The sequence below is a fragment of the Hymenobacter sublimis genome, from assembly GCF_023101345.1.
GTDB lineage: Bacteria > Bacteroidota > Bacteroidia > Cytophagales > Hymenobacteraceae > Hymenobacter > Hymenobacter sublimis.
This window is the reverse complement of the sequence record NZ_CP095848.1, coordinates 3,618,123-3,631,955: the sequence shown is the minus strand read 5'-3', so window position 1 is coordinate 3,631,955 and position 13,833 is coordinate 3,618,123. Positions and strand designations below refer to the sequence as shown.

The window sequence follows — 13,833 nt, the reverse complement described above, 5'->3', positions numbered from 1 at the left end:
AAGCAAGGGGCTTTTTTATGAGCGGGAAACGAGGCTCGAACTCGCGACCCTCAGCTTGGGAAGCTTTGGGTTGTCTAATAAAAATGGCTTTACATAGCGTTTTAAACTGATTTATGTTGCTAAAATGGCCTGTTTAACTACTTTTGTTTAAACCAACGTTTAAACCGGCGCTGGTTTAAACTGTATGGCAAGAACGACTGATTTCAAAGAAGGAAAAGCTACGGTTAGGGCCGTCTACTACACTAGCAAGACCTTAGCTGATGGTTCGCACCCTTTTATGGTTCGGATTACCAAGGACCGTAAACTGAAATACATTGCCACTGGCCTTTCACTTCATCCTAAGTACTGGAATGAGAAGAAAGGAGAAATTCGGAAGAGCTACCCAGGCGACACCAAAGCGTTGTGGAAAAAGCTGAAAGCTCAGGAAGCCAAATTTGAAGCAGCAGCAGAGGCGTTAGCCGAGGACGATAGAGTTCATGACCCCGAAATAGTAGCTGTAAAAGCAAACGAGTTACGAAAGAAGCTACGTCGAGTCGGAATACTAGCCTACACAGAAGAGTTAGCGCAAAGTATGTCAGCAGCCGGTCAAATTGGTAACGCTGGCGTATATCGTGACCTTGCGAACCAGTTAGCGAAATTTATTGCGTCTGAATGTGGCGCTTCGGAACCGCCAACTGGAAAGGGTAAAGAAAAAGACTGGCTCGAATGGGTGAAGCTCTACGACATTCCTTTCGATAGAGCAGACGTCGCCTTTTGTAACGAGTGGGAAATGGCACTTCGGGCTACTGGTGCAGCTGAAATTACCCTCTCACTTCGCTTTCGTACACTTCGGGCAGTTTTAAATAAAGCTATTGCTAACGGAGTAGCTAAAGCTAGTACTTATCCTTTCGCTCGTAATGTGGCAGAAAGACATAAGTTTAGCGTAGGTAAATTTGACGTTACCACTAGCAAAAGAGCCATTACCAGAGAAGACATTAGGCTCTTAGAGGATTCGCTACCCGATACGGATAGAATGCGTCTCGCCAAAAATGTGTTCTTATTCTCCTTTTACTGTGGCGGAATCAACTTTGTGGACCTAGCCCAACTTCGCTGGCGTGACTTACACGGTAGCGAAAATGGTTTACCACAGCGCTTACAGTACACTCGGCAGAAGACAGGGGGTAAGTTTTCCCTTCGGCTGTTGGCTCCTGCCCTCAGCATAGTTGCGGCGTACGAAGGGTTAACCCGCACTACTCAGGATAACTACATATTTCCTGTTCTTAAATCTAATCTGCATCAAACGCCGACGCAGATAAAGAATAGACTGCACAAAGTACTAGGTCAAGTGAACAAGGACTTAAAGGTGTTAGGTGAATCTGTAGGAATAATTACTCCTATTACTACCTATGTAGCCCGTCATTCATTTGCGACCAACTTGAAGCAGTTTGGGGTAGCTACTGCTGTAATCAGTGAGGCAATGGGACATAAGTCTGAGGCAGTTACCGCCGTGTACTTGGATTCCTTTGCATCAAATACAGTTGACTCGGCTTTCGAACACTTGCTTTAAGAGTAGGTAGCGACATTAGATACGCTTTGTAAATGCTAGATTCTAATTCGGAAAGCAGCTATGCTCTCAGTGAGTCGTTTTTTCCTTGGAATGGCTCCTATTATAAGCCGCAACGACAAAAGCCTCTCCACAGGAGAGGCTTTTGTCGTTATAGATAGAATAGGCATGGAAGTGCATTGGAGTCCATTACACGAATCTTCATCATTCCTTCCGGTATGTGAAATTGATAAGCGTGTGGCACAAAATGCTTCTCACAATAAGTATCAACGTCTGTTCCAACACTCAATGCACTAGATGCTTTTACAATTAGCGATTCACCATTTGGAAACAGAGTACGGTCAGAGCGGACTATTGCAGACCGAGTGTAAAGGTCCCTAATAACCTTTGCTCCAACTTTATGCAATACACTTCCGAACGTAGTATCAGGGGTGCCATTCTTTAACAAGTTCTTTGCTTCTTCAATCCATCCTAGTACAGGTCCATACAGGTTAGTAAGAGCTTGTTTGCACGGTCCTTCAGGTTCGTTCAAAAGCCACTGTACGATATTCTTCTCAACAACATATACGTCCAGTTGTAGCGCTTTTGCTACTTTTTGTATAAGTACTCCTTGGCGAGCATGTCTGAGAAAAGTAGTTACCTGCTTGGAAGGGGCCAGTACAGGCAAGGCAACTTCGAGGTATCGAAAAGTAGGTCTGGTATACTCCTTCCGCTTATAGTACTGTAAGGCACTACCGATGAGGTAAATTAAAGAGGGTAGCTGGTTCTCTCGCAGCATGATTTTAGTTACTGACTCACCATCAACGGTTAAGAAGGGTAATAGGGGGTCAGGGATAAGGGAAAGGCTAGTATGAATATAGCCTGTAGATTGATCTTCTTTTATCCAGAAGTCTCCCCTTTCTAAAGAAGCAATTGTTCTTTCGTGAGATGCTTGCAACTGTTCACGTACCTGCTGGATAAACACGTCCGGCTTTTCAACAACATATTCTTTATTGATTAAGAATAAGCGCTTTCCATGATGCTGGTCTTCCAGTAAAATATTGTCGAGTAGGTCACGAGTACGTATTGGTGCAACTTGCTTGCCATTTGTGAAAAGCATCCCTGTAAGCACTAAATTGTACTTGTACTCAACAGAATCTTGTGTAACCAACCATACTGAAGGGTCCAAAGTCGCCAAGGATTTCTTCATGGATGCTCTTGCTCCAATGGCATCAAAGACTATTTTGCCAAAGTCCGTACGAATTTGCTTCTCTATTCCACCCCAATAAGTACCTGCATTTACTATTTGATTAGTTGATAAGAAATCAATAGTAGCGAATTCGTTATTTAGTAGCTTAGGGTTGATTCTGTACTTTACAAAGTGTTTGCCTTTCTTGGTGCGACTGTTGTTTTTGCACTGTAGGATTTGTATAATATCCAGCTTGATTAGGTTGAATATAACTCTTTCCCAGTCAGGATTATATTGCTTAAATGTGCCTTTTTCAATTTCGTGATAACTTTCGTCTTTGTATTCTACATAATGTTCCTCAAGCATATCTTTGAGAAATCGACGAGAATATTTGTCAACTGCTATTTTGTAAATATTAAAACGTAAAATGATTTTGCAGAATATAACTGCTGAGCTTAAATCCTCATCAGGTAAATCAGATTCTTCGATTGATCTAACCAAATCACTGGGTAGTGCTTCTGTGAATAAGGCGATGTGACCTAATTCTTTTGCTTGTTCATTTTGTGCCGTGTTTAGCATGCCTTTGATAGAATTTTTAAACGAAAGCGACGTTGCTCCCTTTATTTCTATTGCAAAGTTTGCTGACGACCCAGCAAATTGAAGAAGGTTATGGCAAAAAATAAATATTTTTTTATTTCATCGATCCATGTAGTTTATGACGCGGTAGCACGGATGTTGCATATTGAATAATTGCTAGTGTTATTAAATTATTACGAATAGTATAAGTTGCATGAGTGTATGACATGGCCAAGTCTATAACGTCATAAACAAGCTATATGAGGGCGATTTATTAATTGTACTGCCTTTCGTAATGCAATACTTTGACGTGCTGTGATAGGGCTAAAATGCAGATAGGATGGGGTGTCACCTGCCTATGTATTCAAGTTGAACAGGCATGGCCCGTCAGTCAAAAACTTAAATATGTGGATTGAATATACAGGTAATCAGTAGTATGATTATCTAAGAAAAGGCAAATCACATTTTGTTGTACATATATAAGAAAATTACAATATTAATCAAGTTATGTGGCATAAATCAGGGCGTTTTGCGAACAATGTCCTGCTGTATTATGCTTGCTATGAATAATATGTTCAAAGTAATATACTGAGACTAATAAAGACCGTGTAGATAATGAACTTAGTAGAACATTACATGAGGAAGGTTTGAGTATTGATACAAGTAGTGTACCATCATATGGAGAGAAGAGTAGGAGAATTATTGCTATTTCTACCTCCATATGATGGTACACTAGGCTTATCCAAATAACGTAAAAAAGTTGATATGATTTGCTGATGTCCATTTTACTTTTGCAATATCAATACCAAACACTCATTGCTTATTTGACTGGTTCTTATGGAACAGGGGCTCAATGAGTGCTATGCGCAATAGCAGTTAAATAGTTTAATCCATCAAGCATGAATGGCATGAGGAGTTGTATGACTGTTTGGTTTTACTATAACTTAAAACAGCCATGCTTAGCCTTGAAAAAGATTCTACTCTAATTCTTGCAAAAGTTAGTAGAGGTCAACGTGTATATATTCCGAGCGGATTGAATACGCGGGTATTGTTATCTTCTAAAAATCAAAAATGGTTAAATCATTTGGATAAGTTTAATTACCTTCTTAGTTATCTGTATTTTATCAGGGCAACGCACGTAAAATATAGGAAAAACGATTTTATTCCCTTGCATGCTGCTACATTTAGACAATACGTAGGCCGCCGATTAGCTGCGGATATTGTGTCTTTCTGGATAGAGCAAGGGGTAATAGAGGAGAACGCTCAGTATATCGTTGGTAAAAAATCCAAGGGGTATCGGTTTACCTCCGAGTATCGAAATCGTAAGTTTATTGACGTTGGTGTAATAGACGAACGCTTTGAAAAGCGGTTACGCACTTTGGAAGCACGTCGGCAGTCTACTTTTGATACCTCTTATACTCCCCATGCATTCTTATCCTTTAATCTACATGAGTTAAGGATTGAGGCAGAGAGGGCTATTCATTATCTGAACTGCGAAGCATTACTAGCTGATGCAGTTGAAGATGCCAATGTGATTTTTAGTGAGCAACACTTAGTAATTAAGACAGTTGAGGAAAGACGATTTTGGATTAAGAGGGATACCACAGGTAACCGCATTCATAATAACCTAACTAACCTTCGAGCAGATATGCGTCAGTTCTTATATCTGGAGACAGGTGAACAGTTGGTCAACCTAGACATTCGTAATTCGCAGCCGCTGATTCTCTGTGTACTGCTGAAGAAGCATTTTGATAAGCAGATGCCTGTAGATATGTTAGCCTATATAGAGCAGTGTGAGAAAGGCCAACTCTATGAAGCTTTAATGGACCATTTCGACTTGCCAATTGCAGAACGGACAGAGAAGGCCCGAAAAGCATTTAAGAAACGCGTGTTTGGCAATGTCTTCTATGGGAAGAACTCAACTGCCCCGAATAAGAAGGATTGGCGGCTGTTTGCCGAGCTATACCCCTCAGTAGCCGGATTTATTTATGACCGCAAAAAGCATGACTATACACAACTTCCGATAGATATGCAGAGGATGGAAGCTGAAATCATGATAGATGGAGTCATAGGCGAAATAGCCAAGGGATATTATCCTCAGGACTTCTTTGCACTCACTATCCACGATAGCGTTGTAACGACAAGGGAAAACGCCGAATACGTAAAGTATTTAATGCAGTTAGAGTTTGCGAAATTTGGCATCAACCCAACCATCCAGCAAGAGAACCTGAATTAGCGGGTTGTTAAGTAGCTTAATAAACCGATTTGAAGCACAGTTGCTTAAAAGAGCTATCTAAACACTTTGTAGACTAGAAAGTAAAGAGAGAAATCGCAACTTGCCGAAGGTGCCGTAACGAGGCTATAATGGCTTTATTTTGGGAGCCTACAGCAGGTATGACACCCTATGAGACAAGTTGATCAAGATTATCAAGAAGCTGTAGACTTTCAAGCAGTCCAACTTCTCCGGAAAGAGGCAAGTAACCTTCGAACTATGCCAAACTATGGAGGCTTTGAACTAACCATTGCAGGTAGGCTAGTCAAAGGGGGGTGGTGGCATTATACTTTCCTTGACGGAACACACCATGTCTATTTCCAACTGACAAGACGCGTTTGGCTCATTTTGTATAAAACTTACCTCAGTGGCATCAAGGTTCTTCCCGACAATACGGTATGTCCATTATCGGATGAAGAAGTTGCAACATACGATTAAGCTGCCTACTACCTTCACCCAATATTTGTTGCCTATTGCTATTCGGTTCAATCTGCTGCTTAATGCAGAAGTATCCGATTTATATCGACGCTCTGATAAAGTTATTTAATGAAGGCTCCGTGCTAGTAGGGGAGGAAAGAATGAAGAAAAAGTAGGTAACTGGACCTGATATAGTGCCTCTGGCGAAGTCTTCAAAGACTTGACTTCACGAAGACCTGTCCAGAGGAGAAAGCAGTTAATGGGCTGGCTTTCCAGAAATAGCCCCGCCAAGCGAGGCTTATTGCCAAATGATATACCTATTCCTAGGTGAAAAGGCGCATGCCGGGCCTAAAATGGGTTCATATTTGAAGTCTATAGGGCGACTTACTTTAACTACGAGCCTTAACTTCCTTTAGAAACCATTAAATAGTTTAATCCTTAACTACTAGGCCTATTCATCAGACAATGCCTGAACTGCTAACTTTCTGGAACGCTGTCAAAAATTTATTAGGGCCTTTAGGCTCTATTGGCAAAGAAGTAATAAAACGATTTAATCAACCCAAGATAGCCTGTCGAATGCCCCTGGTTCTTGGTAATCATCTGCCTGCCGGAGACATACCAAGGGACCAAGGTTTTAGTCGAGGACATCGGGTAGAAGATGAAATCCGCTGGCAGTATGAAATGACCCTTACTAATAACACACTGCACACGGCTTACAAGCTCCGGTTAGTTGAACCCGAATCAACCCACTTAGAGCAGATAATGGATTATACAGCCCCGTTAGAGGGGCATAAGAGCGTGACATATGCCTTTACTATTATAGGAGCCTTTGATAACTCCGAAGAAGCAGGGATAGCGCAGTTTGATTATTGCCCTTATGAAGAATTTAGAATCGAATATCAAAATGCTAGCGGTCGACGATTTTACACACTGTTTAAACCAAATGAATTTAATGTCGAGCTACGTAATGTATATGGAAGCGTGAAGTAGATTTGATTAAATAATTTAGTTTAAAATAAAAAAGCCAGGGTCGGGAAACTCTGGCTTTCTATTTTATAATATGTTGTTATGCTTCGTCTAAGTTTTCGAAGTCGGGAATGTCCACCAAGTCTCGCACGGTGACATTTAGCCCTCTGGCTAAGGACACAAGTAGGTCCAGTGTGGGGGTAGCTTTGGCTGTTTCTACTCTGAAGAGCGTTGGTTTAGCCACATTCGATTCATCTGCAAGCATTTGAAGGCTTAGGCCACGGTCTTCACGCAGCCTCCGTAGATGCTGCCCAAACGCGCTAATGCTTGCCGGGTTCTTCACAACGGCAAGCTCAGACAGCTTGAAAAAAATGTTGTTATCGTATACGATTACAATGGCATTTATTTTCTATAATTGCACAGAATTAATTACTGTGCTCATGAAAAGAAAATTGCCTCTACTACTTCTCGCGTCATTAACCTTAGTAAGCTGCGAAGAATTTAAACACAAGCTATTCTCAGATACTATTGAAGGTATCTATCATAGTGCGGATAATCAGCAGGTAGAAATTACTGCCAGTAAAGTAATCATGACTGACGTTGGTAAAGATAAAGTTAAAACTCCGCCTTTAACATTTGACTATAAACACGAAGGAAACCACATTTTTCTGGAAAACCGCTCAAATGTTGGTGGCTTGCAGTCCATGATTATGTCCGTTACCAATATTGAATTTCAAGTCATTGACGACAATACTGTAAAAATGGTGTCAACCGGTCTTCTCGGTGGAAAGACAAACACCTTCAAGCGAGTTGCTCAACAGTAGCTGTACACATACCCACTCAACCCATTCACTCCTTTCAAACTTCGTCGCATGATACGCGTTGACCCCGTTAAGAATCAGGCTTTAGTGCCAGTCAGTCAACAAGAGCCAGCATACGCAATTGATTTGGCTTCTTTAGGAGACGTCACTGATTGGCATATGTTCGGGCCGTGGTTTGACATTGTCTTCCCCAGGGTCTCGCGTTGGGTACAGCATTTAGAGTCAACTAGACCCGTAACACCAGCAATGATGAAAGAGCTAGTCACTGTCATTCAAAAACACGCACCACAAAGTGCTATTGATTGGGAAGCAACAAACAAGGCCGTCGAACTCTACCGCGAATACATGGCTCTAACAAAACCAGCGGAAGAGCAAAAGCCATACACCGCAGTATTGGAAGGAATGGATGCTAGAATGAAAAAGAGGGAAGCAGCTGCTCAGGTCCTGATTGATAAATACAGTTTAGATGCTTAGTAAAAAGACGCCCTGTGAGGCGTCTTTTTTGTTCATGCCTTTCTCCCTACCTAGTTGCAGAAGTGAGCGTGACGGGGCTAAAACTTGCTTATTTTCCGCTTTTCTTGCGTTCTACCTTAACCTCATGATTGATAAAAGCAGGAGTGTAACTGCCCAACAAGAACCTATTGTATGGACAGGTGACCTTTCCGACGATTGTTTAGCCCGGTGGTGCGGATTGCTGTTACGGGCCGAGTGGATGGAAGAAGAATACTGGTGGTGGTGCGTCTATGACATGCAGGCCGAAAATGAGCCGCAAATAGCTAGCTCTAACGACTACGAAGGGGAGTGGACCAGTGGGGAGCAAGCGCGGGCCGAAGCAGAGAATGTTGCTAGGCGCTATTTAGCTGCTATGGTCTAGGAGACATTTATTGAAATCAGGCCGTTATAGCGAGGCAGAGGTATAACGCGGTATTCCCTCACGTGCTCACCAAAAGGCTTGCTATGGGGTTAAAATCGTAGCAAAAAGGGCTTTCCACGCCGCTAGCTCTGTATCAATACCTTTAACAAGCGTGAAAAGGCTTCATTGCCGATGCGAAGTAGTTCTGACGTGGTAAGAGCGTGGGTACTTCGGAGAGCCTTTTGTATCTGCTGCCATTCTGATACGGTCAATCTTGCTGGCAGCAGTTCCTCTCCAATTCGAGCCAACAACCATTCTCTCTCGATTATGTGCTCGACCCTCCCAACTAAATGTGGTGGCTGCGGGTAACCATATAGCCGTGCAAATTGCTTTTGAGTTACTCCTTGATAGAATCTGAAGTGCGACTCTTGACGCTGATTTTCAGGAATGCTGTCATAGCAGGCGACCCATGAATGGAAGCGAAGTGGCAAAATATTATGAAGAGGCGGCGGAAACTGACCCTCATTATTCATACTATCAAATAACAGTTCTACTACAGACTAGTTGATTGCTTGCCTAATGCCAAAGAGGGCATGATAGGGTTGCAAACGTGGTAAAATTCAATATGCCTACTGCGTGGGGCCTGTATCCACCCGCGTTTCTACTACACTTTGCACCGACGTAGATACAGCGGAGAGCAAGTCATATCCGGTGGCAGATTCAATAGCGTCAACTGTGGTGCGGTAGCCTCCCCAAGCCGTATTAAGGGAGTTGTCATTGGGGGTATCTACAGCAATAATGCGGGTAGAAGCGTTGACCCGGCTAGTGTCGTTTGTGCCTTCGGGAAGCACGACAATGACCTTCCATATCCGCTTCGGTACGGTCACACGGCCATTGTCAATTGTCGTCATGGCTCCATTTGAACCAGTACCACCAATGCCGTACTGACCCATGATAACGTACAGCTCATTCCCGGCTCCAACGAGGGCTCGGCAGTAGTCCTCCAAGTTGGCCCATGTCTGCTGATTATTGCGGGGAGCTTGCGGTATCATGTTGGTCATTAAGAACGTGGCCGAATTGTCCGCAACGGTGGAAGTACGATCAGCCGAAGGGCAATTGTGGCCCCGGTCGAATCCTGAACCGCTGTAACTAGATGCCTGCACCTGATACCACCCGGCCGGAAGAGAGGCATCTGCCCGAAAATCGTCTTAGCGGGGAGCCGAGCCGAGCCATGAGGAAGCTAGATGCCAACTCACCCAGTTTGGAATGCCTTTGTCCCGGTGGTAGGAGAGGATATACTGTTACTTGGTAAGCAAGTAGTTTGTCGGAGAATTGATATCCGCTACTGCACCACTAGGATTGCCCATAACCAAATGCCCATCAGCGGGCGGCGTGGAAGTGGGAGAGGGGGTAGTCTCTTCACCGGAACAAGCGGTGAGAAGTAAACCTGCAACAAGAAACGACGAACTGTAATTGAATAGGCGCATGGTAAACCAAGTATTGGATAACGAAGATGGGAATTTACTGGAACAAGCAACTCGATAGCCAATTAAATTAGCTGATTTAACTAATTTAATTGGCATTGCGTAACATTGCAGCAAACCTATTGTGCTGCTGCCATGAGTCGAGTCTTTGTTTTAAATGTTTTACGCAAGCCTTTACTGCTTCCTTTCTTCCAATCCCGCGTTCCGGCAGGCTTCCCTTCCCCGGCAGAGGACCATCAGGGAGTAAAGCTGGATTTAAATGCCTTGCTGCTTTCCCATCCACAAGCTACCTACTTGGTACAGGTAGAAGGGCACAGTATGACAGGCGGGGAATCCGGCATTCGAGACGGCGCTTTACTAGCTGTTGATTGCCGCTTAACCCCCCGGCACGACGATATAATCATTGCCGTGGTAGAAGGGCAGCACACGGTTAAGCGACTGATACAACGAGGACCTGATTCGTGGTGGCTGGTACCCGATAACCCGGCATATCCTTCCATACCCCTAGCCGGAGAACCTGACCTATTCGACTGTTGGGGAGTAGTGACGCACGTTCTGACGGAAACCCGCCCCGGTAAGCTCTCCCGCTATGTTCGCGTTAGTTGACTGCAACAACTTCTACGTGAGTTGTGAGCGGGCCTTTCAGCCACAATTGGAAGGAATACCCGTGGTAGTGCTTTCCAATAACGACGGATGCATTATTTCCCGCTCCGCCGAGGCAAAGGCATTGGGTATACCAATGGGGGAGCCATACTTCAAAATCAAGGCTACGCTGGAAAAGCAGGGTGCCCGCGTGTTTTCTTCCAACTATGCCTTGTATGGAGACATGTCGCGCCGGGTCATGGGGTATCTAGCCGACGTAGCGCCCGAAGTGGAAGTCTATTCCATTGACGAAGCTTTTCTTAACCTATCGGGCATGGAAAAGTGGTTGGGCGGCTTGGAAGCATACGGGCGACGCATCCGGCGTGAACTCCGGCAGTGGACTCATATTCCCACCTGCATTGGTATTGCCCCGACCAAAACACTCGCAAAGCTGGCAAACCGACTAGCCAAGAAGCTGCCGGAGCTAGATGGCGTGCTGTATCTGGATTCGGAGGAAAAGCGCTGGTGGGCCTTGGAGCAAGTGGGTGTGGAGGACGTGTGGGGAATAGGCCACCAGTATGCTACCAAGCTTCATGCTCATGGGTTAACCACGGCGACAGCACTAGCCCGCGTATCGGAGGCATGGGCCAGAAAGCACTTGGGCGGGGTAGTAGGAGCAAGGCTGGTACGAGAGCTGCAAGGTTACCCCTGTCTGGAAATGGCTCCGAGTGAGGACGGGACCCTGCACCGGCAAAGCATAGCCTGCACCCGAACCTTTGGGCAAACACTATCGGCCTATCCGGACGTATTGGGAGCCGTTACGGCCTACACGACCAGAGCCGCAGAGAAGCTTCGACGGCAGCATTCCGCTGTAAACGTCCTGACTGTGTTCCTGAACAAGAACCGGTTTGGAACGGAGCCGCCCCCGCATTCTTTCTCCGCTACCTTGCACCTGCCCGTAGCCACCAGTGACACGGCAGAGTTACTTCGCTATGCCCGCACGGTGTTGAAGCGTATCTGGAAGCCCAACACACAGTACAAGAAGGCCGGAGTTATATTCGACGGCTTGGAAAGCGCAGGGCAGCAACAATTGAGCTTGTTTGAGCCTACAATCCAGTCAGCACAAAGGGCAAAGTTGATGGCCGACTTAGACAAGCTGAATGAGCGCTACGGTTCAGGTATGGTTGGTTTTGCAGTGGCCCAAGGCTACAAGGGCCGCAAGGGGGGAGAATGGGAGGGCAAAAAGCAAATGCGCTCCCCGGCTTATACAACCAGTTTGGAAGAACTCTGGCGCATCAACATGGACGGTCCTTTGTGGAGTAGAGTAGCCTAGTAAGTTAAAGCGGGTTTAAAATTATTTAGTTTTAAATTACCAGACCGTGAAGAGCATCACACAAGCAGTGCCTGAACAACCAACTCCATCAGAAAAGCTATTAGGTGCACTAGGGCCGTGGTCAGAGGACGGCTGTACGTTTATTACCCCCAAAGTGTGGATTAATGCTGTACCCCGAACAGGGAGAATGGTATTCCTCGTGCGTATCGTAAGCCTCATTCGCGGTCAAGGGTCCTTAGTTAAGCTGTGCCAGTTTGCCGATGCTGTACAATGCTCACTTGTTGTTGTGTCGTCTCCATCAACAAAAAATTGGTACGGCCGCTATGGGTTTGCTTGGCGCAGCAGGCAAAGTAAGGATACACTGATACGTAAACCACATCTTCCCAATAGTTAAGAAGGTAATGCATCCTAGTTTAGACATGGGCTACTTCTATCTTACTACTTCCAGCGCTTTTGCACCAAGAGAAGCTAGATTAGTAAACTAGTAATTTGGATGAATCGGAAGTGTAAGTTGCAGTCTCTATTAACTATATTCCATCAAGCTATTGACCACGTTCACAGACGAAGACTATTGGTCCGCTATTGTGCTGTATGGCCTAAATAGCGCTACCTACAAAATGGCGTTAGGTAAAACGTTGCTGGACTTAGGAGAGCAGGGGGGTGAAGTGGTGCCGTGGGAAGTGTTGGCAAGGGCCTACTTCGACAACTACACCTCACGGCTAACAGGTCCTACAGTATTGCCTCAGCAAGGTAATCCGACACGCTTAACCATTATGGAGCGGATTGTGCGTCGGTATCAGCAGGGCAGTTTGGAGTATAGCCAAGCCATCGTTGAAGTAGCAGCTACGTCTTTCTCCGACGTCATACCACGCTTTCAAACAATTGTCAATAACAAGGAACTGGCGCGGAATAAATTTTACCACTTCCGGCACGGCAAGTCCCTGACTTTAACCGACAGCTTGCTAACACTTGTACAGTCCACCCAAGTGACGGCATTTCGCAATCAATTGGACAGCAGGTGGAATTTGTTAGAAGGAGCATTCCAAATGACGCGCGACCATTCTTTACTATCAAATGATACGCGGGACATTTACTTGGTCAATGGCTATCAGCGTACAAATCTGACGTCCAATATTCCTTTTTTAGAGGGTTACCAGGGAAACACCTGCTTTTATTGTGGCGAACCTATACCCGACGGAGACGTCCATATTGACCATGTTTTGCCCCGTCAAGTGCTACTACACGATGAAATCTGGAATCTAGTATTGTCCCACAGCTACTGTAACACAAGCAAGAGTGACAAGCTGGTAGGTGAGCATTACATATCCAAGCTGATTCAGCGTAATGAAAACGTTATGGGGAGCAATCATCCTTGGAAGGCTAGGATAGAGCGCGAGTTAGGGTCTACAAGTGTTCAGCGTGCGAAGAAGCTACGCTGGCATTATGAAAACGTGTTAAAGGTTATGGGACGAAATTACTGGGGTGGCATAAACTCCTATAATCCAGCGACTGACCCCTTCTTTCGCAAGTTTATTACTGTCCTGAATAATGGTTGATACGACCGTTTATGAGTCACTCGCTTAACCTTATTCTATAAGTGTAAAAAGGGTTTAAACAGGCTGAATTCGTACGATCATCATACGAGATTATGATAGCATACATCTCGAAAAAATAATTCATAACATGCTGATTTATAGAGTATTATTCATAAGTTAAACAGATTATATTAATAAGAAGTTTTAATTGCAATAATTAAATATTTAATTTATATTTATGAAATAAATCTCAAAATTTATAAAATGTAGTTGGTTGTTAATG

General features: G+C 44.5%; 12 protein-coding genes and 1 pseudogene. 10 read left to right on the top strand and 3 right to left on the bottom strand.

The features are described from left to right. The first annotated feature begins 184 nt into the window (after positions 1–184). On the top strand, positions 185–1,546 hold the full coding sequence (locus MWH26_RS15230; RefSeq protein ID WP_247974940.1) for a site-specific integrase: 1,362 nt from the start codon (positions 185–187) through the stop codon (positions 1,544–1,546). A 148-nt stretch (positions 1,547–1,694) separates the two neighbouring features. Here the strand turns inward: MWH26_RS15230 and MWH26_RS15225 are convergent, their stop codons facing one another. Then, positions 1,695–3,290 carry a hypothetical protein gene (locus MWH26_RS15225; RefSeq protein ID WP_247974939.1) on the bottom strand — a complete coding sequence of 532 codons (1,596 nt, stop codon included), beginning with the start codon at positions 3,288–3,290 and terminating at the stop codon, positions 1,695–1,697. 952 nt (positions 3,291–4,242) lie between these two features. On the opposite strand from MWH26_RS15225, the gene MWH26_RS15220 reads away from it, so the two are divergent. The 3 genes from MWH26_RS15220 to MWH26_RS15210 all read left to right on the top strand — a co-directional run bounded on the left by MWH26_RS15220 (position 4,243) and on the right by MWH26_RS15210 (position 6,966). Next, a complete protein-coding gene (locus MWH26_RS15220) occupies positions 4,243–5,523 on the top strand; it encodes a hypothetical protein (RefSeq protein ID WP_247974938.1) in 1,281 nt (426 codons plus the stop codon). 168 nt (positions 5,524–5,691) lie between these two features. Beyond that, positions 5,692–5,997: a hypothetical protein gene (locus MWH26_RS15215; protein ID WP_247974937.1), complete on the top strand. Its 306-nt coding sequence runs from the start codon at positions 5,692–5,694 to the stop codon at positions 5,995–5,997. Between the two features lie 444 nt (positions 5,998–6,441). Next, complete coding sequence (locus MWH26_RS15210; protein WP_247974936.1) at positions 6,442–6,966, top strand: hypothetical protein; 525 nt, start codon at positions 6,442–6,444, stop codon at positions 6,964–6,966. 76 nt (positions 6,967–7,042) lie between these two features. Here the strand turns inward: MWH26_RS15210 and MWH26_RS20270 are convergent, their stop codons facing one another. Next, on the bottom strand, positions 7,043–7,285 hold the full coding sequence (locus MWH26_RS20270) for a helix-turn-helix domain-containing protein (RefSeq protein ID WP_375374021.1): 243 nt from the start codon (positions 7,283–7,285) through the stop codon (positions 7,043–7,045). Positions 7,286–7,337: 52 nt separating this feature from the next. Between MWH26_RS20270 and MWH26_RS15205 the strand changes: the two genes are divergently transcribed. The 3 genes from MWH26_RS15205 (at position 7,338) to MWH26_RS15195 (ending at position 8,637) form a co-directional block, all read left to right on the top strand. Further along, entirely contained in the window at positions 7,338–7,766 is a 429-nt protein-coding gene (locus MWH26_RS15205; protein ID WP_247974935.1) for a hypothetical protein, read from the top strand. Positions 7,767–7,814: 48 nt separating this feature from the next. Continuing rightward, on the top strand, positions 7,815–8,237 hold the full coding sequence (locus tag MWH26_RS15200; RefSeq protein WP_247974934.1) for a hypothetical protein: 423 nt from the start codon (positions 7,815–7,817) through the stop codon (positions 8,235–8,237). 124 nt (positions 8,238–8,361) lie between these two features. Beyond that, positions 8,362–8,637: a hypothetical protein gene (locus MWH26_RS15195; protein WP_247974933.1), complete on the top strand. Its 276-nt coding sequence runs from the start codon at positions 8,362–8,364 to the stop codon at positions 8,635–8,637. Positions 8,638–9,245: 608 nt separating this feature from the next. Here MWH26_RS15195 and MWH26_RS15190 read toward each other — a convergent pair. Further along, positions 9,246–9,809: pseudogene (locus tag MWH26_RS15190) on the bottom strand (DNA/RNA non-specific endonuclease); the annotation flags it as partial. Between the two features lie 426 nt (positions 9,810–10,235). On the opposite strand from MWH26_RS15190, the gene MWH26_RS15185 reads away from it, so the two are divergent. From MWH26_RS15185 to MWH26_RS15175, 3 genes are all read left to right on the top strand, one after another. Continuing rightward, entirely contained in the window at positions 10,236–10,706 is a 471-nt protein-coding gene (locus MWH26_RS15185) for a LexA family protein (protein WP_247974932.1), read from the top strand. Further along, positions 10,690–12,015, top strand: coding sequence for a Y-family DNA polymerase (locus MWH26_RS15180; RefSeq protein ID WP_247974931.1), 1,326 nt, complete (start codon positions 10,690–10,692; stop codon positions 12,013–12,015). The genes MWH26_RS15185 and MWH26_RS15180 overlap by 17 nt, the downstream gene beginning before the upstream one ends. Positions 12,016–12,560: 545 nt before the next feature. After that, a complete protein-coding gene (locus MWH26_RS15175) occupies positions 12,561–13,571 on the top strand; it encodes an HNH endonuclease (protein WP_247974930.1) in 1,011 nt (336 codons plus the stop codon). Positions 13,572–13,833: the final 262 nt, after the last annotated feature.

Coding starts and splice junctions, on each gene's coding strand:
- MWH26_RS15230 (WP_247974940.1), top strand. CDS start 185: ATGGCAAGAACGACTGATTTCAAAGAAGGAAAAGCTACGGTTAGGGCC.
- MWH26_RS15225 (WP_247974939.1), bottom strand. CDS start 3,290: ATGCTAAACACGGCACAAAATGAACAAGCAAAAGAATTAGGTCACATC.
- MWH26_RS15220 (WP_247974938.1), top strand. CDS start 4,243: ATGCTTAGCCTTGAAAAAGATTCTACTCTAATTCTTGCAAAAGTTAGT.
- MWH26_RS15215 (WP_247974937.1), top strand. CDS start 5,692: ATGAGACAAGTTGATCAAGATTATCAAGAAGCTGTAGACTTTCAAGCA.
- MWH26_RS15210 (WP_247974936.1), top strand. CDS start 6,442: ATGCCTGAACTGCTAACTTTCTGGAACGCTGTCAAAAATTTATTAGGG.
- MWH26_RS15205 (WP_247974935.1), top strand. CDS start 7,338: ATGGCATTTATTTTCTATAATTGCACAGAATTAATTACTGTGCTCATG.
- MWH26_RS15200 (WP_247974934.1), top strand. CDS start 7,815: ATGATACGCGTTGACCCCGTTAAGAATCAGGCTTTAGTGCCAGTCAGT.
- MWH26_RS15195 (WP_247974933.1), top strand. CDS start 8,362: ATGATTGATAAAAGCAGGAGTGTAACTGCCCAACAAGAACCTATTGTA.
- MWH26_RS15185 (WP_247974932.1), top strand. CDS start 10,236: ATGAGTCGAGTCTTTGTTTTAAATGTTTTACGCAAGCCTTTACTGCTT.
- MWH26_RS15180 (WP_247974931.1), top strand. CDS start 10,690: ATGTTCGCGTTAGTTGACTGCAACAACTTCTACGTGAGTTGTGAGCGG.